27 protein-coding genes are annotated in these 24,310 nt (G+C 34.6%); 2 read left to right on the top strand and 25 right to left on the bottom strand.

What is annotated here, in order from left to right:
* Positions 1–22 precede the first annotated feature (22 nt).
* Positions 23–625 carry a LysE family translocator gene (locus tag CBF36_RS00400; protein WP_125955623.1) on the top strand — a complete coding sequence of 201 codons (603 nt, stop codon included), beginning with the start codon at positions 23–25 and terminating at the stop codon, positions 623–625.
* 41 nt (positions 626–666) lie between these two features.
* On the opposite strand, the gene CBF36_RS00395 is transcribed toward CBF36_RS00400, so the two are convergent.
* From CBF36_RS00395 to CBF36_RS00290, 22 genes are all read right to left on the bottom strand, one after another.
* Positions 667–1,743 carry a DUF1648 domain-containing protein gene (locus tag CBF36_RS00395; protein WP_125955621.1) on the bottom strand — a complete coding sequence of 359 codons (1,077 nt, stop codon included), beginning with the start codon at positions 1,741–1,743 and terminating at the stop codon, positions 667–669.
* Positions 1,727–2,116, bottom strand: a complete 390-nt coding sequence (locus tag CBF36_RS00390) for a GntR family transcriptional regulator (protein WP_125955619.1) — start codon at positions 2,114–2,116, stop codon at positions 1,727–1,729. Before CBF36_RS00390 ends, CBF36_RS00395 begins: the two co-directional genes overlap by 17 nt.
* A 118-nt stretch (positions 2,117–2,234) precedes the next feature.
* Positions 2,235–2,930 carry a Bax inhibitor-1/YccA family protein gene (locus CBF36_RS00385; protein WP_243637943.1) on the bottom strand — a complete coding sequence of 232 codons (696 nt, stop codon included), beginning with the start codon at positions 2,928–2,930 and terminating at the stop codon, positions 2,235–2,237.
* The gene (locus CBF36_RS00380; RefSeq protein WP_125955617.1) at positions 2,899–3,378 is read right to left on the bottom strand and encodes a MaoC family dehydratase; all 480 of its coding nucleotides are present in this window, start codon (positions 3,376–3,378) and stop codon (positions 2,899–2,901) included. The genes CBF36_RS00385 and CBF36_RS00380 overlap by 32 nt, the downstream gene beginning before the upstream one ends.
* A 49-nt stretch (positions 3,379–3,427) precedes the next feature.
* Positions 3,428–4,765 carry a UDP-N-acetylmuramate--L-alanine ligase gene (gene murC, locus CBF36_RS00375; protein WP_125955616.1) on the bottom strand — a complete coding sequence of 446 codons (1,338 nt, stop codon included), beginning with the start codon at positions 4,763–4,765 and terminating at the stop codon, positions 3,428–3,430.
* Between the two features lie 111 nt (positions 4,766–4,876).
* Positions 4,877–5,677, bottom strand: coding sequence for a hypothetical protein (locus CBF36_RS00370; RefSeq protein ID WP_125955614.1), 801 nt, complete (start codon positions 5,675–5,677; stop codon positions 4,877–4,879).
* 227 nt (positions 5,678–5,904) lie between these two features.
* Positions 5,905–6,228, bottom strand: coding sequence for a hypothetical protein (locus tag CBF36_RS00365; protein ID WP_125955612.1), 324 nt, complete (start codon positions 6,226–6,228; stop codon positions 5,905–5,907).
* A 123-nt stretch (positions 6,229–6,351) separates the two neighbouring features.
* Positions 6,352–6,789 carry an OsmC family protein gene (locus CBF36_RS00360; RefSeq protein WP_125955610.1) on the bottom strand — a complete coding sequence of 146 codons (438 nt, stop codon included), beginning with the start codon at positions 6,787–6,789 and terminating at the stop codon, positions 6,352–6,354.
* 207 nt (positions 6,790–6,996) lie between these two features.
* Complete coding sequence (locus CBF36_RS00355) at positions 6,997–7,599, bottom strand: DUF5052 family protein (RefSeq protein ID WP_125955608.1); 603 nt, start codon at positions 7,597–7,599, stop codon at positions 6,997–6,999.
* Between the two features lie 62 nt (positions 7,600–7,661).
* The gene (gene clpB, locus CBF36_RS00350; RefSeq protein ID WP_125955607.1) at positions 7,662–10,259 is read right to left on the bottom strand and encodes an ATP-dependent chaperone ClpB; all 2,598 of its coding nucleotides are present in this window, start codon (positions 10,257–10,259) and stop codon (positions 7,662–7,664) included.
* Between the two features lie 199 nt (positions 10,260–10,458).
* Positions 10,459–11,694 carry a peptidase T gene (gene pepT, locus CBF36_RS00345; protein ID WP_125955605.1) on the bottom strand — a complete coding sequence of 412 codons (1,236 nt, stop codon included), beginning with the start codon at positions 11,692–11,694 and terminating at the stop codon, positions 10,459–10,461.
* 13 nt (positions 11,695–11,707) lie between these two features.
* Entirely contained in the window at positions 11,708–12,826 is a 1,119-nt protein-coding gene (locus CBF36_RS00340) for a Nif3-like dinuclear metal center hexameric protein (RefSeq protein WP_125955603.1), read from the bottom strand.
* The gene (locus CBF36_RS00335) at positions 12,823–13,524 is read right to left on the bottom strand and encodes a tRNA (adenine(22)-N(1))-methyltransferase (protein WP_125955601.1); all 702 of its coding nucleotides are present in this window, start codon (positions 13,522–13,524) and stop codon (positions 12,823–12,825) included. Before CBF36_RS00335 ends, CBF36_RS00340 begins: the two co-directional genes overlap by 4 nt.
* A gap of 132 nt (positions 13,525–13,656) precedes the next feature.
* The gene (typA, locus tag CBF36_RS00330) at positions 13,657–15,501 is read right to left on the bottom strand and encodes a translational GTPase TypA (protein ID WP_125955599.1); all 1,845 of its coding nucleotides are present in this window, start codon (positions 15,499–15,501) and stop codon (positions 13,657–13,659) included.
* Positions 15,502–15,626: 125 nt separating this feature from the next.
* Positions 15,627–16,394 (bottom strand): inositol monophosphatase family protein, encoded by a 768-nt coding sequence (locus tag CBF36_RS00325; protein ID WP_125955597.1) that lies wholly within the window; start codon positions 16,392–16,394, stop codon positions 15,627–15,629.
* On the bottom strand, positions 16,387–16,701 hold the full coding sequence (locus tag CBF36_RS00320; RefSeq protein ID WP_165865342.1) for a UPF0223 family protein: 315 nt from the start codon (positions 16,699–16,701) through the stop codon (positions 16,387–16,389). The genes CBF36_RS00325 and CBF36_RS00320 overlap by 8 nt, the downstream gene beginning before the upstream one ends.
* A gap of 102 nt (positions 16,702–16,803) precedes the next feature.
* A complete protein-coding gene (locus CBF36_RS00315; RefSeq protein ID WP_125955595.1) occupies positions 16,804–18,240 on the bottom strand; it encodes a sensor histidine kinase in 1,437 nt (478 codons plus the stop codon).
* A 6-nt stretch (positions 18,241–18,246) separates the two neighbouring features.
* Positions 18,247–18,972, bottom strand: a complete 726-nt coding sequence (locus CBF36_RS00310) for a response regulator transcription factor (protein WP_125955593.1) — start codon at positions 18,970–18,972, stop codon at positions 18,247–18,249.
* Positions 18,973–18,984: 12 nt separating this feature from the next.
* Positions 18,985–19,329: an SdpI family protein gene (locus CBF36_RS00305; RefSeq protein WP_125955591.1), complete on the bottom strand. Its 345-nt coding sequence runs from the start codon at positions 19,327–19,329 to the stop codon at positions 18,985–18,987.
* Between the two features lie 279 nt (positions 19,330–19,608).
* Positions 19,609–20,256 (bottom strand): pyroglutamyl-peptidase I, encoded by a 648-nt coding sequence (pcp, locus tag CBF36_RS00300; RefSeq protein ID WP_125955589.1) that lies wholly within the window; start codon positions 20,254–20,256, stop codon positions 19,609–19,611.
* Positions 20,257–20,276: 20 nt separating this feature from the next.
* On the bottom strand, positions 20,277–21,197 hold the full coding sequence (locus CBF36_RS00295; protein WP_125955587.1) for a DUF979 domain-containing protein: 921 nt from the start codon (positions 21,195–21,197) through the stop codon (positions 20,277–20,279).
* Positions 21,197–21,886 (bottom strand): DUF969 domain-containing protein, encoded by a 690-nt coding sequence (locus tag CBF36_RS00290; RefSeq protein ID WP_125955585.1) that lies wholly within the window; start codon positions 21,884–21,886, stop codon positions 21,197–21,199. Before CBF36_RS00290 ends, CBF36_RS00295 begins: the two co-directional genes overlap by 1 nt.
* Positions 21,887–22,184: 298 nt before the next feature.
* On the opposite strand from CBF36_RS00290, the gene CBF36_RS12215 reads away from it, so the two are divergent.
* The gene (locus tag CBF36_RS12215) at positions 22,185–22,340 is read left to right on the top strand and encodes a hypothetical protein (protein ID WP_165865341.1); all 156 of its coding nucleotides are present in this window, start codon (positions 22,185–22,187) and stop codon (positions 22,338–22,340) included.
* A 214-nt stretch (positions 22,341–22,554) separates the two neighbouring features.
* On the opposite strand, the gene CBF36_RS00285 is transcribed toward CBF36_RS12215, so the two are convergent.
* The 3 genes from CBF36_RS00285 to CBF36_RS00275 all read right to left on the bottom strand — a co-directional run bounded on the left by CBF36_RS00285 (position 22,555) and on the right by CBF36_RS00275 (position 24,295).
* Positions 22,555–22,920: a hypothetical protein gene (locus CBF36_RS00285; protein ID WP_125955583.1), complete on the bottom strand. Its 366-nt coding sequence runs from the start codon at positions 22,918–22,920 to the stop codon at positions 22,555–22,557.
* 19 nt (positions 22,921–22,939) lie between these two features.
* The gene (locus CBF36_RS00280; protein ID WP_165865340.1) at positions 22,940–23,278 is read right to left on the bottom strand and encodes a thioredoxin family protein; all 339 of its coding nucleotides are present in this window, start codon (positions 23,276–23,278) and stop codon (positions 22,940–22,942) included.
* Between the two features lie 63 nt (positions 23,279–23,341).
* Positions 23,342–24,295, bottom strand: a complete 954-nt coding sequence (locus tag CBF36_RS00275) for a DUF1803 domain-containing protein (RefSeq protein ID WP_125955579.1) — start codon at positions 24,293–24,295, stop codon at positions 23,342–23,344.
* Positions 24,296–24,310 lie beyond the last annotated feature (15 nt).

Here is a 24,310-nt window from a genome sequence, read left to right as displayed (position 1 = left end):
AATAATCAATTGAGGTGCTTTTATGAACAATTATGTAAATTTCTTATTTCTCACAGTTGTTCTGGTTATCATTCCAGGGCCTGACTACATTTTAATTACTAAAAATACGCTAGAATTTGGTAAATTAGCTGGATTTAAAACCATTTTTGGTACGTGTACTGCTTTAATGTGTCACACGCTATTTTCTATTATTGGTCTATCAGCGTTGCTCGTTAAGTCAGCTATTTTATTTTCCATTGTCAAATACATTGGAGCTGGCTATTTAATTTATCTAGGTATGAAATCTTTATTAACCAAACAAGACAGCACTCAACAACAAGAGAAAGCAACAAAAACAAACTTTTATTCTCAAGGATTAGTGACTAACTTATTTAATCCAAAAATCGCTGTGTTTTTTCTAACCTTTCTTCCTCAATTCGTGGATGCAAGTACAGGGACTTGGTGGCACTTTGGGGTATTAGGCATTACTTATATTAGTATTACTTTCATTATTTTTGGTTTATACACGCTACTTTTAAGTCGAGTAAGACACTTCTTTGAAAAGAATAGCACACAAACGCTCATTAATAAATCAGCTGGCATCATTCTACTTTTCTTTGGCTTGAAATTAATGCTTTCAGAGTAAACAAAAAGGCACAAAATCGCATGTATTTTGTGCCCTTTTATTTACCCAATAAAAAAGGAGAGTCCTAGTATAAAAACAATTGGAATCACGACAAACGCTACTGCTTTCCAATTTGCCAAATTAATTGTCATACCAATACCCATTCGTTTTTCAACCCAAAAGGATGGATCCTCTCGATTAAAGTAAAACATCCCCCATTTCCAATATTTATCATCATCATAGGCTTGTGGTGTCACACTTGATGGATCTAATCTCGATCCACTTTGTCCATAAATCACCATTAAACCAATAATAGTGAGTAACATGATCCCTATAAGAATAAATACTATCTTAGACATGGTCTTTTCAGTCAGAAATGGTACCACACTAGTCATTTGAATACTAAACATCATGATTTGGACCAAGACAGCGATCACTGTCCCTATGTAAGAGGATATTTTTCTAAAAGACTGACTCCATTTAACTGATTGATTATTCATCACGCGTTGCTTGCCACGTTTATACGATTCATTGGTGAAGCTTAATATAAATACCATGACTAATTGAATAACGGGTAAAGAATAAATATTAAACCATGTTTTATCAACCATTCTGGTTGGATTCCCCTGAAAATCCCATTGCATGATGATTTTATCAGGGATAATCGCCTGATTTTTTATCGTAATAATTATTTCGATTGCGATAATAATAAGTTGAATAGCAACTAATAACCATGTTGGAAAAATCGTCATGTTTTCTCGGTAATGTAAATCAAGCACCATTTTTTTATTTGGTTGATAGCCTTCTTCAATTAGTTTATTTTTATAATAGTCTACTTTTCGATTCGCAATGAAATAAGTCACAATACCAAACACCATTTGAAGGGATATAAATACTACCATTATAATACTTAACTTTTCATCAGACACATTCATTCCCTTATCAAATAAAACAAATAATACTACCATCAATACGCTTAATAGCATATTTTGATTAAAATATTGTTTCTTTAAATGAGTTATGTCATCGGTTTCCTTTGGTAATGTGATACCGAAAATAATCCCTCTTTGTGTTATGTAGGGTGTCATCGCCATTGAAAACCCTAAAAATAAAAGTAAAGCACTAATTATCCATATCATTTATTTCACGTCCTTTAATTACATTTAATCTTTGCGCAATTAACGCCTTTATATCTAGATCAAAAATTAACCCATCGATAATGATTTCATCTAATTTTTGTTGAATTTGTTTTTTATTTTCTTCGCTGGTTTGAATCGGTTTCTCACAACTCACCGTAAAACCCTTTTTTTCTTGAACCAATACGCCCTCTTCTACAAGTAATTTGTACGCCTTGTTAATCGTATGCAAATTCACTCCAATATCTCCTGCTAACGCCCTTACACTTGGCATATTTTGCCCTTTCTTTAGATTCCCTAATACAATCGCTTGCTTTATTTGAAACATTAGCTGACTATATATTGGGATAACACTCTCTGTATCAATCTCTATCATGGTCTCACCTCTTTTTGTTATAGTTATAGTATAACAAAAAAACGTTATATGTCAACTATAACAAAAAAGGACATCAAAAAAAGAAGCCCCCTTTTTAAAAGGACTTCTTTTACTTGTATTAATCTCTTCCAAAAATTCTTACTAACGCTAAGAATAAGTTAACAATATCAAGATATAAACTTAATGCACAGTAAACGGCTAATCCTGATGCTGTTTTTGCACCACTTTCTTGATAAATCACTTTAATTTTTTGGTTATCGTATGCAATTAATCCGGCAAAAATGACAACCATTGAATAAGAAATAAAATAATCAACTGGGGCACTTTTTAGGAAAAAGACGTTAATCAGTGTAGCAATAATGACACCTATCACTAAACTATATAACGCATGACCAATAGCACTTAAATCTTTTTTGATAAACACGCCAAGTAGTGACATCCCAACAAACATAATCGCTGTTGTAACAAACGCACGAACGATTGCTTGTTGATTATACATCGCAAGTGTGACAGAAATGGTAACACCTGTTAAAGCGGAATAAGCAATAAAACCAATTAGTGACTTAGCTGAATCATTAAAGGCATTTTTACCTAAATAAACAACTAATACTAACTGCGCAATCCACATACCCCAGAATAATAATGGGTTACCAAAAATAACTGGTAAAACAGATTCAGCAAATACATTAAGCACTAGGAAAGAAATTAAGGCACTAATACCCAACCCAACTCCTAAGTAGCCATATACTTTACTATAAAACTTCGCTAATCCATTTGTATTTTCAATTGTTTGATGTTGTTGATTCATTGACATCTCTCACCTTCTCTTTTGTATTAAGTTCGACAATAACCACCGAATTTAAAATGCGTTCATCATCATAATCATACGCTTTAACAGAAAGTGTCATCGTTCTTTTCAACTCATCAATGTTTATGATTTCAAAATGAAACGTCAATGTTTCACCATGATACACATTTCTCAACAAGTTAAATGTTAGATTCACAATATTCCATCCTGGACCAGGTAAATGTTTTGAGATATTACTTGAAATAATTCCCATTAGCATGACACTTGGTACAATTGGCGCATCATTAATCGTTTCTTCTGCAAATTCTGTTTGAATAAATAAAGGGTTCGCATCTTTTGTTAAACCTAGATAGAGTAAAATTTGACTATCTTCTAAAGTTTCTGTAATGCTTAAAATCTCTCCTTCATTAAATTCCGTAATGGCTTTAATTTTATTTTTTGACGAATCGATGATTACCTCTCCCTTCTTTTTTATCTTACCATATTAATAAAACAATCACCAACTACATTGTATTTGGACGAGTGTTTCCTAACAAACTTTCATACTCAACTTCAAATTTTTGTACATCTCCTGCTCCCATAAAAATCACAACAGCCTCTTTGTAATCAAGTAGTGGTGACATATTTTCTAGTGTAATTAAATCGCCACCTTTAGAAATTTTAACGCCTAAATCTTCAATTTTTACAGAACCAATTTCTTCTCTTGCAGAACCAAAGATGTCACATAAATAAACTTGGTCAGCGTGATCTAGTGATTCAGCGAATTCATCCAATAACGCAATGGTTCTAGTAAACGTATGTGGTTGGAAGACAGCAATAATTTCTTTTTCAGGATATTTTTGTCTTGCAGCATCAATCGTTACTTTAATTTCTGCTGGATGGTGAGCATAATCGTCTACAATAATCATATCAGAGACACGTTTTTCACTAAAACGACGTTTCACTCCACCAAATGTTAGCATCTCTTTGGCGACTAAACTCATATCAAATCCTTCTAAATGAGAAATCGCAATCACACTTAAAGCATTTAAGATATTATGCACACCATATGTTGGTACTTTAAATGAGCCAATCATGTCCCCTTTATGAAGCACATCAAATGATGACCCTTCTGTTGTTCGCTCGATATTAACTGCTTGGAAATCATCCGTCTCATTTAATCCATAATAATAAACTGGCACATCTGTTTTTAGACGTCTTAAGTTTTTATCATCACCAAATGCGATGATTCCTTTTTTCACTTGATTAGCAAATGATTGAAATGCATCAAATACGTCCTCAATGCCGTGATAATAATCAGGGTGATCAAAATCAATGTTTGTCATAATGGCATAATCAGGAGAATAAGCTAAAAAGTGACGGCGGTATTCACATGCTTCAAAACAGAAGAATTTCGCTCCTGGTTCACCATGTCCAGTCCCATCTCCGATTAAGTAACTTGTTGGTTCAATGCCAGAAAATACGTGAGATAAAAGACCAGTTGTGGTTGTTTTCCCATGAGAGCCTGTCACTGCAATGCTTGTAAAATGTTTGATAAATTCACCTAAGAATTTATGGTAACGAATAACAGGTAATCCTTTTTTAAGTGCCGCTTTTATTTCAATATGGCTATCTGGAAAAGCATTTCCGGCAATAATCACCATATCATCTTGTATATTAATTTCTTGAAAAGGTTTAATCGGGATATTAGCTAATTCTAACTCTCTTTGAGTAAAGATGTATTTGTCGATATCAGACCCTTGCACGGTAAATCCTTTTTGATGCAAAATGAGAGCTAAGGCGCTCATGCCTGTTCCTTTAATTCCGACAAAGTGGTACGTTTTATTTTTATGCAGTTCCATTGAAAAGCTCCTCTGTTAATAAATTATTACTATCTTGTATTATCTTACAAATAAGATAACAATTCAATAAAAAATACTTACAAGAATCAATTGATCCAAGTAAGTATTTCCTTAGTCAAAATAAAAGTTGTCTAAGTGTTGACTTGATTCATCTTGCATAATGCCAGACAACGATTTTTCTAATCGATGATTCTTCTTAGTCGCTTTTGGTGTTGGCGTTGTTTCATCAACCATCTCCACTGGATCTAATTCATCCATCATTAAAAAATTATCTTCAGCCGCTTTTCTTAAGTCTTTCATAACCTGTGTTGGCTCGACTTCACTCTTACTAACCGGTTTATCCTCAATTAAAGAAGCTGGAATATACTTAGGTTTAAATAAATCTTGTGGATTCTCCCCTGGCAAATGATAAGACGATTCAAACGGTTTTCGGTTATTATATCGTTTACGATATTTTGCTTGACCATTTTTATCTGTTTCATATAACTTATTGGAAAAAGATGATTGTGGCGCTTTATATTCTTGTTTACTCGGCTCAGCATACACCTGATTGTTCATCGTTTTGATTTCAACATTATTGGTATTTAAGTTGACGGTCTTTTCTACAGGTTTTTTAGGCACCGTAGTCTTAGATGTCAATGGGGTTTTCGGTTTCTTCACATTAATTTGTTGTTGCACACTACGTGTCGGTTCCGCTCGCTCGATTTCTACTTCTGGCAAGCCATCTCCACCAAAGTATTTAGGTTCAGCGACCATTTCGATAGGATCTAAGATAACTGTGTCATTTTCTTGATTGCTCACAGTTCGTTTAGCATTATCACTCGACTGTTGTGGTGGTCTATTTAATTTAACTCCTGACTCATCATCATAAGCAGGAAATCTAAAATGTTTACGCTTTTCAGAAAAATTCATCATTTATCATTCCTTTAATTTCACTTTATTTATTTTAACATACCTCTAGATAGAAAACATCTAATTTAACGCTAAATAAATAAAAGAGGCTGACCCAGAAGTCTTAAAATAGAAAAAATCCCGTGAAATCAGTTTATTAAAATATTGATTTCATGGGATTTCTGTTTTATTAGTTTGGTGATTTTTACTTAATAAATTACTTTTGGGTCAGCCTCTTCCTAGTTTGTTTAATGGAATAAATGCCATAGAAATGGTATATATACATCTAGCAGTGGGGCAAGAATACCAAAAAGAATTAAACTAACACCAAAAATAGATAACACAATACCGCTAACTTTACGCGATTTCTTCAACATATAAAAGATTAATACAACAATAAGAGCAACTGCCAATAAAATAGCTAGCTCAACTGAGCCCATATTTAAGGTTTTGCCTTCCATAAGTGGTTTAATAATTTGAGAATATAAGAACCAAATTAATTCAATCACATAAATAACAAAAAACCCTTTTAATAATAAGCGATATTTATTGTTCGACTGATTATTTGCCATTAATTCACTCCTCCCTTCTATATAGCACAATACGCATTATACCAAACTAAATCGCTTTTGTTAATCTTATTTGACTGCCAAGCAACAAAAAAACTAGTCTTAAAGACTAGTCTAGTGAAAAAATTATTTAATAATGTACGATTCCATTTCAGGAGCGTTTTCAATTGTGTCTGCTACTGGACATGTTTTGTTGATAAAACGCACGTAATCAGCAATTTCTTCGTCTGTGTTGTCAGCGTCGATATAAAAGTTTGATACGATTTTAGAAAAACCAACTTTAGCGTTTGGGTTTTTACCTGAAAAACCATCCGTATCTAATTCGCCTTCTACTTCAACTTTAATTGATTTCAAATTAATTTTATGATAAGCAGCAAAACTTTTGGCTACAATCACTTTACATGCCCCTAATGCACCTAATAATGCTTCCACTGGATTCATTCCAGTATCATTTCCACCTAAGTTTTTAGGCTCATCCAATACAAATTCAAAGCCTCTTGATTTTACGGAAACTTGTACTCCTTGAGTATTCTCTGCTACTGTTTTAAATGTTTGAACTGTCATACTAACTTCCTCCTAACCTAATATACCTCTTATGGTATCACAAAATAAATTTTTTAAAACTCAATTTAATTTATTTTACTAATATCCCATCATTTAAAAACGCTCTCAATCCTATTATTTCACTCATCATTACTTTAAAAGAGTAATATAATTGGAAAATAACAAAAAAAAGAAGCCATAATAGTCGCTTCTTTTTAATATTAAAGATTAATCAACTAACGCCTTATCATAGATCGTGTAGTCGCATCGGTAAATAAACAAATATTTTCCGTCAATTAAAATCCCCGTACTTTTTGGCACATCTGTTGAGTACATCGATACTTTGTTTCCAGCATAGGTAGCCAGTGGGGTTCCATTTTGACTTCTTATCAAGATCACTTTGTCTTTTCCTTTAAACGAATTACTAAAATCATTCACCATTGAATTAATCATTGGCACACTTCTTTTAGTGTTGTTGATATCTACTTTGTCAGCATATTCATCAAAAATATTCGTCAACCCTTTTTCTTCGATAATCATTGATGAGCCAACATGATGCATTTCATTTCTACCAACAGTGATTTGAATGACACTGGAATCTTTACTATCTTCATCTGTGTCAAAAGTATCATCCCGTTCAATTTTGACTGATTTACCTTGAACTTGATCCATCACTTGGCTTTGTTCATCATACGTTCTAACAGTCATCTCTAAGCCTTTAAAACTTTGTTCAAACTGCTTAAAAGAATTCATAATATCTTGGCAACCTGATAACATGATTACTGTCATACTTAATAATCCCACTACTAATAATTGTTTTTTATGTTTCATGATTAGCTCCTCTCCTTACTAAAAAAAGCAAAGACACCTTAGCATCTTTGCTTTTTATTATACTACTCTTCAGTTTGTAATGCAGTAAATGATAATTTATCATCTACAATTTCAATCATCACGTCAGATTTAGGGCCAATTTTTCCAGCCACAATTTCTTTAGCAAGAGGTGTTTCCACTTCTTTTGTTAAGAAACGTTTGATTGGACGAGCTCCGTAGATTGGGTCGTATGCTTGTTCAGCAATCCATGTTTTCGCATCATCTGAAATATTCAAGTGAATATCTTGATGTGATAAACGACGAGTTAAGCTTTCAGTCATTTTCACAATGATATCTTTCACATTGTCTAGACTAAGTGGACTAAACAAGATAGTATCATCAATACGGTTTAAGAACTCTGGTTTGAAGTGGCCACGTAACATGTCAAGTACGCCTTCTTTCGCACTTTCAGAAACATTTCCATCTTCATCGACTCCATCAAGCAATAATTGTGAGCCAATATTACTTGTCATGATTAACACAGTATTTTTAAAGTCAACCACACGGCCTTTAGAATCAGTCAAACGACCATCATCCAATACTTGAAGTAAAATATTAAACACATCAGGATGCGCTTTTTCAATTTCATCAAGCAAGACAATTGTGTATGGACTTCTTCTTACAGCTTCTGTTAATTGACCACCTTCTTCATAGCCAACATAGCCAGGAGGAGCTCCAACTAAACGAGACACGCTATGTTTTTCCATGTACTCACTCATATCCAAACGCACCATGTGGTCTTCAGAATCAAACAAGTTTTCAGCCAATGATTTCGCTAACTCTGTTTTACCAACACCTGTAGGTCCTAAGAATAGGAATGAGCCAAGTGGACGATTAGGGTCTTGTAAGCCAGCACGAGAACGAATCACCGCGTCAGACACGGCATCGACTGCCTCATCTTGACCAATCACACGTTTATGGAGTGTTTCGTTTAAGCGTAAGATTTTTTCTCTTTCGCCTTCTTCAAGTCGTTTCACCGGAATACCAGTCAAACGACCAACTACAACTGCGATTTCTTTGTCAGTTACCACTTCTTGTACCATACGGCCATCATGTTTTTCTTTTTCTTCTAATTCTTTTAACTCTTTTTCAAGTTTTGGAATTGTTCCATGACGTAACACTGCCGCTTCTTCTAAATCGTAGTTACTTTCTGCGTTTTCAAGTTGTGTTCTAGCTTGATCTAACTCAGAACGTTTTTCATTTACTTTGTTTAATTCTTCTTTTTCTGTTTCCCATTGCATTTTTAGTGTATTGGCTTCTTCTCTTAATTCAGCTAATTCACCTTGAAGAATATCTAAACGTTTTTTACTTGCGTCATCGTCTTCTTTTTTAAGAGCCGCTTCTTCGATTTCTAACTGCATCAAACGTCTAGTTACTTGGTCTAACTCAGTTGGCATAGAATTCATCTCAACACGAATAGTCGCACACGCTTCATCGACTAAGTCAATCGCTTTATCTGGTAAATAACGATCAGTGATGTAGCGATTAGACAACGTACTTGCAGCCACTAATGCATTATCATGAATGTTTACCCCATGATGGATTTCAAAACGTTCTTTCAATCCACGTAAAATACTAATGGTATCTTCAACAGTTGGTTCTTTCACTAATACTTTTTGGAAACGTCTTTCTAAGGCTTTATCTGTTTCCATGTATTCACGGTACTCATCAAGAGTAGTTGCCCCAATACAATGTAACTCACCACGAGCAAGCATTGGCTTAAGTAAGTTTCCAGCATCCATGCTTCCTTCTGTTTTACCAGCACCTACTATTGTATGGATTTCATCGATGAACAAGATAATCTCGCCATCGCTATTTTTTACTTCTTTTAAGACTGCCTTTAGGCGCTCTTCAAATTCCCCTCTGAATTTCGCTCCAGCAATTAATGAGCCCATATCTAAAGAGATAATGGTTTTATTTTTTAAGTTTTCAGGAACGTCTTTTTTCACAATACGTTGTGCTAATCCTTCGATGATGGCTGTTTTACCAACACCAGGTTCACCGATTAATACTGGATTATTTTTTGTTTTACGTGATAAAATACGAATCACATCACGAATTTCTTCGTCACGCCCAATGATTGGGTCTTGTTTTCCTGATTTTACTGCTTCATTAAGGTTTGTTCCGTATTTTTCTAGTGCTTCATATTGTTCTTCTTGATTTTGACTAGTCACACGTTCTCCTCCTCTCAAATCTTTAATTCGTTCAGTTAACTCCGCTTCTGTCACTTTTTGAGCCATTAAAAAACGAGTTAAACTAAAGTTTTTTAATTTCATTAAAGCTAACACCACGACTTCAGTTGATAAGTAGTCATCGTTAAAGCTTTCTCTTATTTTGTCAGCTTCTTGCAATAAGTGAAACAAGTTTTGACTTAAATTTTGTCCATATTGAACATTCCCACTAACGGTTGGTAATTTATCTAATTCATTATCAATTTCTCTTTCAAATGCATCCACATCTAAGCCAATACCGGCATATAAGTTTCTAGCAAAATGATTGGGTTGTAAGAATATTTTCCATAAGTGGACAATATCAATCTCTTGATTTTTTCGAGTGACTGCAACTTGTTGTGCTTCTGCAATAGCTTGTTGCAATGTCGTAGTCATTTTTTCTATATTCATATCAATACCCCCTTGTTCTTAACTACATTATTATTTTACACTTTAGGTCAAAATAGGTCAAACAAAAAGACTCGATGTTTGACTATAAATTTATTGTAATCAATCATTTAATGGATAACGACATTTTTTTGAGGTTTTAACCGACAGAATCTACCAAAAGACACAAAAAAGACTCGATTATCACCGAGTCTTCATATTTTTAGGCTTTTGCTTCATTTAATTTAACAATTTCGACAATTAAGCTAGTTGCTTTTTCCATGCTTTCAACTGCCACATATTCAAAACGTCCATGCATGTTTTCTCCACCAGCGAAAATGTTTGGTGTTGGTAAGCCCATGTAAGAAATTTTAGAACCGTCTGTTCCACCACGTACGGGTGCTTTGTTTGGTTCAATATCTAGGTTGCGCATGGCTTCATCCACTAAATCAATAATACTCATATCTTTTTCGATGACTTCACGCATATTGTAGTATTGGTCAAACAAGTTTAATGACACACGTTCTTGACCAAATCCGTCGTTAAATTCTTTTACGATTGATTCAATTAAAGCTTTACGTGCTTCAAATTTTTCACGGTTGTGGTCACGAATAATATAAGTCATGGTTGCTTCATCAGGCACGCCATCTAATTGTAATAAATGGAAGAATCCTTCATAACCATCTGTTTTTTCAGGTACTTCATCTTGTGGTAATTTGTTATGTAAGTCAATGGCAACTTGTAACGCATTAATCATTGTGTCTTTTGCTGTACCTGGATGGACATTTTTACCTTCGATTGAAATTTCAGCTTGTGCTGCACTAAATGTTTCAAATTGTAATTCACCAACTGGTCCACCATCCATTGTGTAAGCAAAATCAACTGGGAATTCTTCGACGTTAAATTTATCTGCTCCAACACCGATTTCTTCATCTGGACCAAATGCTACCATGATTTTACCATGTTTGATTTCTGGATGATTCACTAAGTATTCCATCGCAGTCATAATTTCAGCAATCCCTGATTTATCATCTGCTCCTAAAAGAGTTGAACCATCCGTTGTAATCAATGTTTGACCTTTATAGTTAGCTAAGTTAGGGAAATCTTTAACGGTTAACTTAAACTTGCCTTCTTTATCTAAAGGAATATCACTTTGACCATCATAATTTTCAACAAATTGAGGATTCACTCCAACAGCGTTAAAATCAGCTGTATCCATATGCGCGATAAACCCAATGCTACGCACATCTTTGTCAGTATTGCTTGGTAATGTAGCAATCACAAAACCATTTTCTTCGTTATGGAATACATCTGACATTCCAATATCTTCTAGTTCTTTTTTTAACTCTTTTGCAAACGCAATTTGAGTTGGTGTAGATGGTGTTGTTTTGCTTGTTGCATCCGATCTTGTTTCTGTCTTAACATACTTGATAAATCTTGGTACTAAATTTGTATACATAATTGACACTCCCTTATATTATTTCAAATGGATTGGTATTCACATCACTTTCGATAAACGTGACATCCCAATCATTTTGTTGTTTCCATTGATTAAATAACTCAACATAGTATTTTTTACAAACTGACTCTATATAATGTCCTGGGTCAATCACTGATAACCCTTCCTCCATCATATCATGAGCCGTATGATAATACACATCTCCGGTAATATACACATCTGCCCCTCTTTTAAGAGCGTCTTTATAAAATTTCTCACCACTGCCACCACAAATAGCCACTGTTTTTACTTGTTTATCTTTTGTGTCAGTCGTTAAACGAATGGCATTTAAACCAAACGTCTTCTTCACTTTTTCAACAAAATCAAGTAAGCTCATAGAGTTCTCTAATGTGCCGATACGACCGATACCATATGTTTTTGATATGTTTTCTAATGGAAAAATATCAAACATAGGTTCTTCGTATGGATGATACTCATTAATAATGGCTAACACGGTTGGATACTGTTGTGGTAAAAACATTAATTCAATTTTTTCTTCTTCAACACTTGTCAGCTCGTTATTCTCACCAATTGCCGGTTGAGCCTTTTCAAGCGGACGGAAACGACCTGTTCCGCTAGATGAAAAACTTGTGTAGTCATAGTTATGATAGGCACCAACACCTGCCTCACCAAACGCTTTTCGTAGTGACTCTGCATGGGTTGTCGGCACATAAACCACTAACTTACGATAAAAATATTCGTGAGTTTGACGTAAATAATCAGTCGCTTCAATACCCAACATCTCACAAAACAAATCATTCAACCCATTGTCGACGATATCCATATTGGTGTGTGCTGCGTAGACCGCAATGTCATGTTTCAATAAGTCAGCATACATTTTTGTCTGAAAATCATCAACTAATAAATGCTTCACTGGTCGAAAAATCGGCGGATGTTTCGCCACGATTAAATCTATTTTTTTATCAATCGCTTCTTGCACCACATCAGGTCTAACATCTAGTGTCATCATCACACGATTAATCGGTTTATTAAGCGTGCCAATATGCAACCCAACTGGATCATTATCTTCAGCAAGTTCTAGTGGAACAATTGACTCAAACTGCTTAATAAACTCTGTTCCTGTTATTTTCAAGCTAATACCTCCTTGATTAAATCACACTGATGATTGATTTGTGCTATTTTTTCATCTTGGCTTGTTTTAGATTGAGACAACTGATTCATCACACGTTCGTATTGTTCTAATTCAAATTGCCATTTTACTTTAAACACATCAGATGATTCTTTCATCAAAATGGGGCCAAATAACTCTTCTGATTCAGTTAGTTTCACCTTTTTGTCAGACTCTTTTGCGACAATAATTTCATATGTCTTATCATTTTCACGTAGTATTTTTTCATCTTGAATAAGGTAGTCATTTTCTACCAACCAACGTCTTAAAACATGAGAGCCAACGTTTGGTTGTAAGATTAATAATTCTTTACGTGTTAGGCATTTCTTGTTTTTACCACGTTCTAAAATATCACGAATGAGTGTGCCACCCATCCCACAAATCGTAATGGCACTCACATCATCATATGGTTTAATGACCTCTAATCCATCCCCTAATCTGACGTCGATTTTATCGGTTAGTAATAAATCAGTCACTAATTTTTGAGCAGATTCATAAGGACCTTTGACAACTTCGCCAGCGATGGCTCCTGTAATCTGATTATTTAATATTAAATGAGCAGGCAAATACGCATGGTCAGAGCCGATATCAGCTAAAAAGCTATCCTGTGGCACTAAATTTGCTACTGCTTCTAAACGGTTTGATAATTGTTGATAATCCATATATTCGCCTCACTTTTAGTCATTAAACTTATTATAACACTAATCATATTTTTTTAAATGATATAAACTGTATGATTTCTGTTATTTATAAAAAAAGACCGACAAGATAACTTGCCAGTCTTTCCAATTTAATTAAGCATTGTCTGCTTGTTTTTTACGTTTCGCTGCTTTTTCACGTTCAGCTTTGTTTAAGATTTGTTTTCTTAAACGAATGCTTTCTGGTGTTACTTCACAGTATTCATCATCATTTAAGAATTGTAATGATTCTTCTAATGTTAAGATTTTTGGTTTTTTAATCACTGATGTTTGGTCTTTTGTTGCAGAACGCACGTTAGTCATTTGTTTAGCTTTCGTGATGTTAACACCTAAGTCATTTTCACGAGAGTTTTGACCTACAATCATTCCTTCGTATACTTCTGTACCTGGTTCAACAAAGACAGTCCCACGTTCTTCAATACTCATAATAGAGTATGTTGTTGCTTTACCTTGATCGATAGAGACTAATGCACCGTTACGACGACCACTTACTAAACCAGAGATTACTGGTAAGTATGAGTCAAATGTGTGGTTCATAATTCCATATCCACGAGTTAATGACATAAATTCAGTTGAGTAACCAATTAATCCACGAGCTGGAGCTAAGAAGATTAAGCGGACTTGACCGTTACCTGAATTAATCATGTCTTGCATTTCTGCTTTACGTTGACCTAATGACTCAATAACGCCACCCATGTATTCTTCTGGAGTATCAATTTGTACACGCTCAAATGGCTCACATAATACGCCATCAACGTCACGATAAATAACGCTTGGACGAGATACTTGTAACTCGTATCCTTCACGACGCATGTTTTCTATTAAGATAGATAAATGCAATTCCCCACGTCCAGAAACAATCCATTTATCTGGTGATTCAGTTTCTTCAACTTTAAGAGACACATCTGTTTGTAATTGGTTTTGTAGACGTTCTTCAATTTTACGAGCAGTCACATATTTACCTTCGCGACCTGCAAATGGAGAGTTGTTAACTAAGAAAGTCATTTGTAATGTTGGCTCATCAATATGTAAGATTGGTAATGCATCTTGGTTGTCAACTGGTGTAACAGTTTCCCCAACAAAGATATCTTCCATACCTGAAACAGCGATTAAGTCACCAGCTTTGGCTTCATCAATTTCCACACGAGTTAATCCTAAGAAACCTAATAATTTAGTCACACGGAATTTTTTAACCGAACCATCTAATTTCATTAAGGCAACTTGGTCCCCAACTTTGATTGTTCCACGGAATACACGACCAATACCAATACGTCCAACGTAATCGTTGTAATCAAGTAATGATACTTGGAATTGTAATGGCTCATCACTATTATCAACTGGAGCTGGAATGTGCTCGATAATTGAGTCTAATACGTGATTCATTGTGTGTTCTTGATCTGCTGGATCATCAGATAAACTTGATGTTCCGTTTACAGCCGCAGCATACACTACTGGGAATTCTAATTGGTCATCATCTGCACCTAACTCGATGAATAATTCTAATACTTCATCCACTACTTCAGCAGGACGAGCAGTTGGTTTGTCAATTTTATTTACAACCACGATTGGTGTTAATTTTTGTTCTAAGGCTTTTTTCAACACAAAACGTGTTTGAGGCATTGTTCCTTCATACGCATCAACAACTAATACCACACCGTCTACCATTTTCATGATACGTTCAACTTCTCCACCAAAGTCCGCATGTCCTGGTGTGTCCAAGATGTTGATGTGTTTTCCAGCGTAGTTGATTGCTGTATTTTTAGCTAAAATCGTAATACCACGTTCTTTTTCAATATCACCAGAGTCCATCGCACGTTCTTGTAACTGTGTATGACCTTCCAATGTATTAGATTGTTTTAACAACTCGTCTACCAAAGTTGTTTTACCATGGTCAACGTGGGCAATAATTGCCACATTACGAATATCTTCTCTTAATTTCACTATTATATACTCTCCTTACTGTTTAAAAACATAAGCGATTAATCCTCGCTTAAATTAACCGACTATTCAGTATAACAAAAAAATTCCATGAAAAAAAGTGAAAGTTTTTCATTTTTCACTTATTTTTAAAAAAATTTTTGAATATCACTAAAAGTCTGTGGTGTTGCCACAATAAAATACTGTCTTTCTCCCAAAATATTGTAGTCTAAATCAGGAAATTGACGACAGACTAATCCTAACGCTTGTGATAAAACCGTTCCTGCTGCAAAATCCCAAGGGGCTAGATTGGAAATGTAACCATTTTGCTTGCCTCGAATGACATTTAAAAAATCTAACCCAGCACATCCTAACATTCTTACACCAATGGCTGCTGAAGCAATTTCTCTACTGTGTTCATAATTATCTGTATACATTTTCGCATTGCATCCCATTAACCCATCTGCTAAAGAAAGGTCTTCAGGTGCGTTTATCACTGTTTCGTTTAAGTAAACACCTGTGGATGGACCACCGTACACAAACTCATTTTTCATCACATCATAGATAAAACCTAGTAATGGATTTCCGTCTTCAAAAATGCCGACCATCACACAGAAATTTTCTTGTTGTTTGACAAAATTCAGCGTGCCATCAATTGGATCGATAATCCAAATGCGCCCTTTGGTTGAAGAAACATCTCTTCCTGTTCCTTCTTCGCCAATGATTAAATCATCGGGATACGCTTCATTTATTTTTTTTACTAAAAAGGCTTCTGTGCCTTTATCAACGTTCGTTACCAAATCACTGCGATTCGTTTTTTCTTCTACCTTGACCACTTTTTTTAACTCATCTTTAATGTATTGACCAGCTTCTTCAATCCACTGTTTGACTTGTAGCATTAATTGTTTGTTATCCATTCACTAAATCCTTTCTCTTAATCAAACCTGATTGTTTTTTTCTTGCCAATTGAACCACACGATATAAGGAATAACCACTGACTTCTTCAAATTCACGGCCTAATTGACGTTCTTCACCAATACTTTTAACGACTTCTTTAAATTCGCTATAGGTCTCTAAAAAATCATTGATGTCTATTTTAGATTCATATGCTTGTTCCACTGCTTGCCAAATTCCCATCACTTTTATTAATTCATCCGTTGTCCAATCTGGATTCATTGGATACGTAAAATTTTCTTTCACACGCTCACCTGTTCTCTTTATCATAATATTGTCTAGTTAAAAGTGTATCAAAAAAATCACTAAAGAGATAGTAAAAACAAATAAAAGCCAAAAAAGACGAAGAAAACTGTCCTTTTTGGCTAATAATTATTTTTTAATCTCATGATCTGGAAACGTCACTTTAAAGGTGGTTCCAACACCCAACTCACTAATGACTTGGATAGAGCCTTTATGAAGTTTCACTAACTGATCGACAATAGATAGACCTAACCCTGATTCACCATATTTTGTGTTTTTCCTTGATGGATCAGCTTTATAATATCTATCCCACATATTTTTTTGTTGCTCTTTATCCATCCCAATACCATTATCAGAAATAGAGACAACTGTCGCATTTTCTAGGCGAGACAAGGACAACCGTATCTCACCGTCTTGCGTAAACTGAATCGCATTAGTCGTAATATTTACCACTACCTGAACAAAACGATCGTAATCAGCACATACTGTAATCGGCTCAGATGTTTCTAAAATAAGTTGATCATTTTTATCACTCGCTTTACCTTTTAGCTGTTCAATAATCAACTCTAACACTTCAGTCGCATTAAATTGTTGCATAATCATTTTGATTTGATTGGTTCGAATTTTTTCATAATCAAGATTTTCATTGACTAAACGAATTAATCGTCTGGTTTCATTTTGCATAAGCGTAATGCATTTTTCTTCTTGATCTTTCGGAATCGCACCATACGAAATCCCTTCTAACAGACCATTGATGGTTGTTAAAGGGGTTCGCATTTCATGAGCAACATCTGCCATAAAATTACGACGACGCTCTTCTTGGCGTTCGATTTCTTCTTGTGACTCTTTTAGCGCAACGGCCAGTAAATTAAAGTCAGACGCAAGTTCATCTAACTCATCACCTTTATCTTTTACCTTTATTTGCACATCATAATCCCCATTAGCTAATTGATTAGTTGCTTGTTTCATTCGGTCTATTCGTTTAACTTGGAATTTAGCCAAAAAGTAACTTAACCAAATCGCAATAATGGTCGAAATTAAAAATCCTTTAAATAAGTCATTGGTCAGTGATTTTAAACTAGCATCTATGCTGCTATCTGGTCTTGATACTAACAACAGTCCAATAAATTTTAAGTCAGGCGACGAAAAGAGTGGTTGAATAAATAACGATGTTGGTTGACTAGTATTTGATAAGTGTGTATCTTTTACTGTCTTCTTAATCGTATTTCCATTTTTTAATGATTCCAATTCTGATTTTGTTACATAACTAGAACCACTTTGCCCATCAAATTCTACTGGATAGCTAACCGTTAAATCAGGATTTAGCATCGTAAATGCCACTTTTTGTTTTTTCAACACAGATTGAGACGTATCGAGTGATTGCTGAAGCGTCCAGTTTTGTTGTTTGATATTTTCAATAACGGTATCAGAGTATCCCTTTAACTGAGCATACGAGGTTTCTGTCACTGTTCGCCTAGTATACGAGCGAAACGAAATGCCAAAAATGATTAATACCGTTAAAATAATCACAACAAAAGCGAGCATCTGTTGGAGTAGATATTTCATAAAGCGCTACTCTTTAATACCTGAATCGTCAAATTTATACCCAACGCCCCAAACTGTTTGAATCACTTGTGGACCAACTTTTTCGATTTTTTGTCTTAATTTTTTGATGTGCGCATCAACTGTTCGTTCATCTCCAAAATATTGGTAATCCCAAACTAATTCCAATAATTTTTCACGAGAGAATACTTGTCTTGGTTTTCTAGCCAATGTTAATAATAAATCAAATTCTTTTGGTGTTAAACCACTCACCAATTCATCATCAAAGTAGGCTTCGCGTGTTTTAATGTTAATTTTAAAGTGTTCTGTTTTCACATCAAAATCTTCGTTTCCACCGTGTTCAGTGCTTCCGTCACCGTCTTCTTTGATTTGTGCTCTTCTATGTAAAGCTTTAATTCTAGCAATCAATGTAATTGGGCTAAATGGTTTTGTGACATAGTCATCTGCTCCCATTTCTAATCCAATCACTTGGTCACTTTCAGAATCTCTTGCTGTTAACATGACAATCGGAACAGATGATGAATGTTTTCTCATTTCACGACAAACACTCACACCATCCATTGTTGGTAAATTTAAATCTAGTGTAATCATGTCCCAAGATGTTGGATCTTCTAAAAAGGCATCTAGTCCTTCTTTTCCATCATCCTTAAAAGTAACGTCCCATTCTTCATTTAAAAAGAACATTTTCATCATTTCTGAGACAGACTCGTTGTCTTCAATCATTAATAATTTCATGTGTATATCCCCCTATTCATTTTTACCAATCTCGCGGTCAAACTCATCATTGAACAACTCAAGACGTCGTTCAATTTGATAGAACACACTAATAATAGGTATTGCTATCAAAAATATTTCTAAAATAAAGAATTGTGTCATGCCACTACTCTTTATAAGAAAACCAATTAACCATGTGATGATTCCAATCAAAAGCAATACTTTAGCCGCTATTTTTTGAGCATACTTGAATGAGGCATCTGTGTATCTTGCTCGCTGCGTACGGTACCCGTATTTGTTTTCTCGCTTTTTCGATGGAAAAATCAAGTAGATGACACCAAGCACCGTCATCAACATTCCAACAAAACTAAATATCAAAATAACACCTACCTTACATTTCTTCTAATAGTATACTCTTTTTAGAACGTACATGGAACTAAAATGGACAGATTAGTTATATAAGCACCTAAATAACTTTACAAAACAATTTCAAATATTTCAATGATTGCGCTGTTTTTTTAAATAAATATTTAATCTTTGAGCTATTATTCACTAATTAGTTTCAATTTTTTCCAACTTAATGATTATTTTAATAAAAAAAAGAAGATAAACGCTTTTTTTCTTCACGTTATCTTCTTATTTTTTTGGCCTTTGAAATTAGTGTGTTTCTCCGCCAATTGTTCGAATATCTTCCTTGTTGTTAAACAAGACGATGGCCTCAAGTGATTTTTCAAGTGAGCGTACAATATCTTTTAAGCTCATGCTTGGTTGATTTGGTTTATCAACCACTTGTGATGGGATAAACGGAACGTGGATAAACCCACCTTTTACATTTGGAAATTCTTTATCAATCAAATATTGAACTTGATACATGATATGATTGCAGACAAATGTTCCTGCCGTGTTTGATACTGCCCCAGGTAAGCCTGCTTCTTTCATTGATGCTACCATCGCTTTGACTGGTAATTGAGTGAAATAAGCGGCTTGACCATCTTCTTGAATCACTTCATCAATTGGTTGGTTGCCTTCATTATCTGGAATACGCGCGTCATCTACATTGATTGCCACTCGTTCTGGCGTCACAGAAAATCGTCCGCCAGCTTGACCGATATTGACCACGACATCTGGTTGATGTTTTATCATGGCTTCTTGTACAACCTCTTTTGACTTATTGAAAACAGTTGGTATTTCTAATTTAATAATTTCTGCCCCATTTATTTCATCTGGTAATTGCTTTACTGCTTCAAGAGCAGGATTAGTTGATTCTCCGCCAAAGGGATCAAAACCTGTTACTAATAGTTTCATCTTTCTCTATCCTTTCTTTTTTAAAATGCTAATACATACATTAAAATGATATGAATGATAATCATCGCAATAGCCATTGGTGCTTGGGCTTTTATCACACCATTTGTGTCATCCATCTCAAGTAAAGCCACAGGTAACGCATTGAAATTAGCGGCCATTGGGGTTAAGAGTGTCCCACAAAATCCTGCCGTCATCGCAAGTGTCCCAGCAACAACAGGGTCCCCTCCTTGCATCATCACAAATGGAACACCAATTCCTGCTGTAATAACAGTAAAGGCTGCAAACGCATTTCCCATTACCATAGTGAAAATCATCATACCTAAACAATAAGCAATGACGCCTGCTAAGCGATTTCCTTCGGGAACAACACCTGAAATAGCATGAGAGATCACATCACCCACACCTGCTGCATTAAATACCACACCAAGCGCTGCTAGTAACTGTGGCAAGATACCTGTCGTCCCCACCGATTGTAGCATGCGGTCAGTATCTTCTAATGCTGTTTTTGGTGGAGCTTTCGTAATCACCATCGCCACAAGTAACGCGACAATCGAAGCCACACCAATCCCCACTTGCCCTCCAAGTGGTGTGTACGAAATCACCACAGCGACAATTGCTAATAAAACAGATGGGAAAAAAATCCAACTTCCGATTCTTTCGGCTGATTTTTGACCTTCTTCTTCACTAATCTCGGCTAATTTACCAACTTTTACTTGTTTGAATAAAGTTAAAACACCAATAATAGCTAATAACACACCTGATACAACATAAGGCATTAGTTTTCCAGCCGCAAAAATCACCCCAAGGATTAACCAAAAAAGCCCAGTACCAATACGGGCACTATTGGTCTCGTCTTTAAAACAACGAACAGCTGTCATCATAGATAGTAAACCAATTAAAATATAAAAGAATTCTAAAATTGCTGGAATATATGCCGCCATTATTTTTCAACTCCTTTATTCTTTTGGTATTTTCTTGCTAATTTTTTATCAAATAACCAATTTGACGCAGCAGAAAGAATTAAAGCGATCACTGCCACAAGTAACGCCATACGCGCAATGCTTGCATCACTTACTTTATAACCTAAATCTTTTAACGTTCCATAAATTAATAGCACACCTGCTGAGGCAATAAAGGTATTTTGAGCAAAAAAATTAGCAAAATTTTCGTTTGCTGCAGCTCTTGCTTTAATTTTATCTTCGTCTTCTTTTGACATATCCCCATAAGTATGTTTGGCTGCTGCTTGAGCCATTGGGTTGACGATTGGACGTACAAACTGAGGATGTCCAGATAAACGAATCCCAAATAAACCGGCTAATTCACGTAGTGCAGTATATAGTGTGATAAATTTTCCGGGCGTGAGTCCTTTTATTTTCTTTATTAAAATAACTGCCTGTTGCCTTAATCCAAATCGCTCAGATAAGCCAATCATTGGTAATGTTAATAGAAATATTGTCACCAAACGATTATTAACAAAGGCTTCACCTAACATTGTAAAAAATTCGTATAATGACATACCTGATACAAGCGCTGTTGACAATGCTGCCACAATAACTACTGCGATGGTATCAAATTTAAAAATAAATCCGACTAAAATAATCAAAATGCCGATTAGTTTAATCCATTCCATAAAATCCCTCCTAAAATAAAAAATATAATTAAAAGTATAATTAACGTTTCTAATAAAGTAAACACTTTTATTACTAAGAATTACCATTTGATGTCATCTAATAGCTATACATAACCATCTTTTATACTTCGTCATTTATATAACACATATTATTGATAATTACGTTTTTTTACATAATTTTTACACTCTATTCATAAACTTCACGATAAATTAGTTGATTAAATAATTGGTATATGTTAAATTAAAGATGTGGTTGACGTGAGTCTTCCATGAAAGTTTTAAAAAGGAGGAATGTGTTATGGTATTTACACAACAAGCCATTCAATACCGCGTAACCTTAAACACTGATGAAAACATCTTTATTGTATTTGATGCAACAAACGATGAAATCTTTGCAACAGGCGCAACCATTGAAGAAGCAAAAAATAACTTAAATCAACTTGTTAAGGAGTAATTACATTGGACGAATCCAGTAATTAAAGCAAGTATTCACCCCTAAACCCATGGATGAATACTTGCTTATTTTATTTATTAAAATGAAAAGTGACTTTTTTCTTTCAGTAATTGTTATAAAATCCATTCACCCTAAAAAGTGGTATAGGTAAAAAAAATCAAAAAACACAAAAAAAGACAATGTTTTTCAAATACAAACACTGTCCACATTTTTATTATTTGTCTTTAATTGGTTCATCATCAAACACTGCCATTATCTTTCCATCGGCTTGTTTAGTCGCAGAAATCAGATACAATGTTTTATCTGGGTATTTATCTAATGTATAAATACCATCTTTAGCTTTATCATCTAGAGCATCCCAGGACTCAAATTCTTCTGTGTATTTTCCTTCGTCCGTTGTTTTTGAATCAGTTTTCGAATCATCCGTTTGCTCTATTTTGGATAAATCAATACTTCCTGTATCTTTTGCCACAATATCAGGTGCGCCACCTTTTATTTGTTCAGTGTAAAAGTAATAACCTACCCCACCAATAATAATGACTAAAATTAAAATAGAAAAAATTCGTTTAAATACTTTCATGTCTTATCTCCTCTAAAGGCTAGCTCATGCTATTGACACCATCGACGATTTTTTTTACATCTTTATATAATTCTTCAATGGGAACAAACCTTGCTTTTCTTAAATATTCTCTACCATCTAAAAATAATAATATGACTGGTACTGTCATTACTTGATATTCCCCAGAGACTTCTGGAATATCAAACGTATTCACTTCTAAAAATGTCACATCTTCACTAAATTCAGCTAATTTTTTCTCCACTTGTGGTTTCAATCCGTGACAAACACTACAATTCGGTTGGCCAAAATAAACCATCGTTAATCCTTCTTGAGACACTTTTTCATTTAATTGATTGATGTCATAAACTTTTTCAAACATAACGTTTCCCCTCATTTCTCTCTTTATTATATAAAGAGACTAAGGTTAATCCAACTTTTATGCCTAAAGCGGTTTAAACCCAAATAGAGTAGGATAATATTCCAACGTACCTGCTAAATCCATCACATCTAAAAAAGAATAAATTGCCATTATCTCCCATGATCTATTAAAGGTTTCATCAAATCGCTCAATGATTGAATCAAGTTCTTGATGAATCACTTCCAACACATGTTCCTCAACACTTAATACATTTAACTTGTAATGGTGTTCCTCTATGGTCAAATACCCCAACGTGACAAGTGAAGCTAGAAAAATATCAGGTGTGTCGGATGAGATGATTCGTCCTTTTTCAATCCGACGTAATTTTCGTTCAACATATGTTAAAAAATAAGACTCATTTACATCACCCAATTGTTTTTCTAACGCTAAAAACTGTGGTGATTTTGTGTTTTCTCGGTAAGTTTCTTCATAAAAAAAACTTGGTAAACTGACACATTCAGCTAAATTGGTTAGACTTTCAAACGATAGCCATTCTGTTTTTTTACCAGTTAATTGTTGAAAATATACAGGCAACTGCTTTATTTCCGCTAATACTGGTGTGTCTTCCATATACTGTCCCAAAGTTATATTACCTTGTATTTTTTGGTGCAAAGCATACAAAAAATACAAGGCACGCTCTTTTGTCGATAAAGCCAATTGGTTGCATTCAGCTTTTAATTTTTCAACACAAGGTAAAAAAAATGACTGATAGGTCTGTTTTAATTCTTCTTGTTTTTCTTCGGATATCACGTTTCCAACTAACTCATATCGTCCATGATGACGCGTGATAAGTCCTGCTGATATCCATATTTCGATTATCACCTCAATCTCTTCCACATTAGGCAAGGCACGTTTTATATCGCGCAAGGTCACACTTTCCCCTTGCTCAATCATAAAATTAACAACTTGTTGAAATGCTTTATCTTGCATTAATGACCGATAAGTCTGTTCTGTTTGTAATGTTATAAATTGATACATTAAATTAACGCCTCA

Origin of the sequence: Vagococcus bubulae (assembly GCF_003950315.1) — a bacterium.
Classification (GTDB): Bacteria; Bacillota; Bacilli; order Lactobacillales; family Vagococcaceae; genus Vagococcus; species Vagococcus bubulae.
Note: the sequence above shows the minus strand (reverse complement) of the source record. Positions and strands in the feature narration are given on the sequence as shown.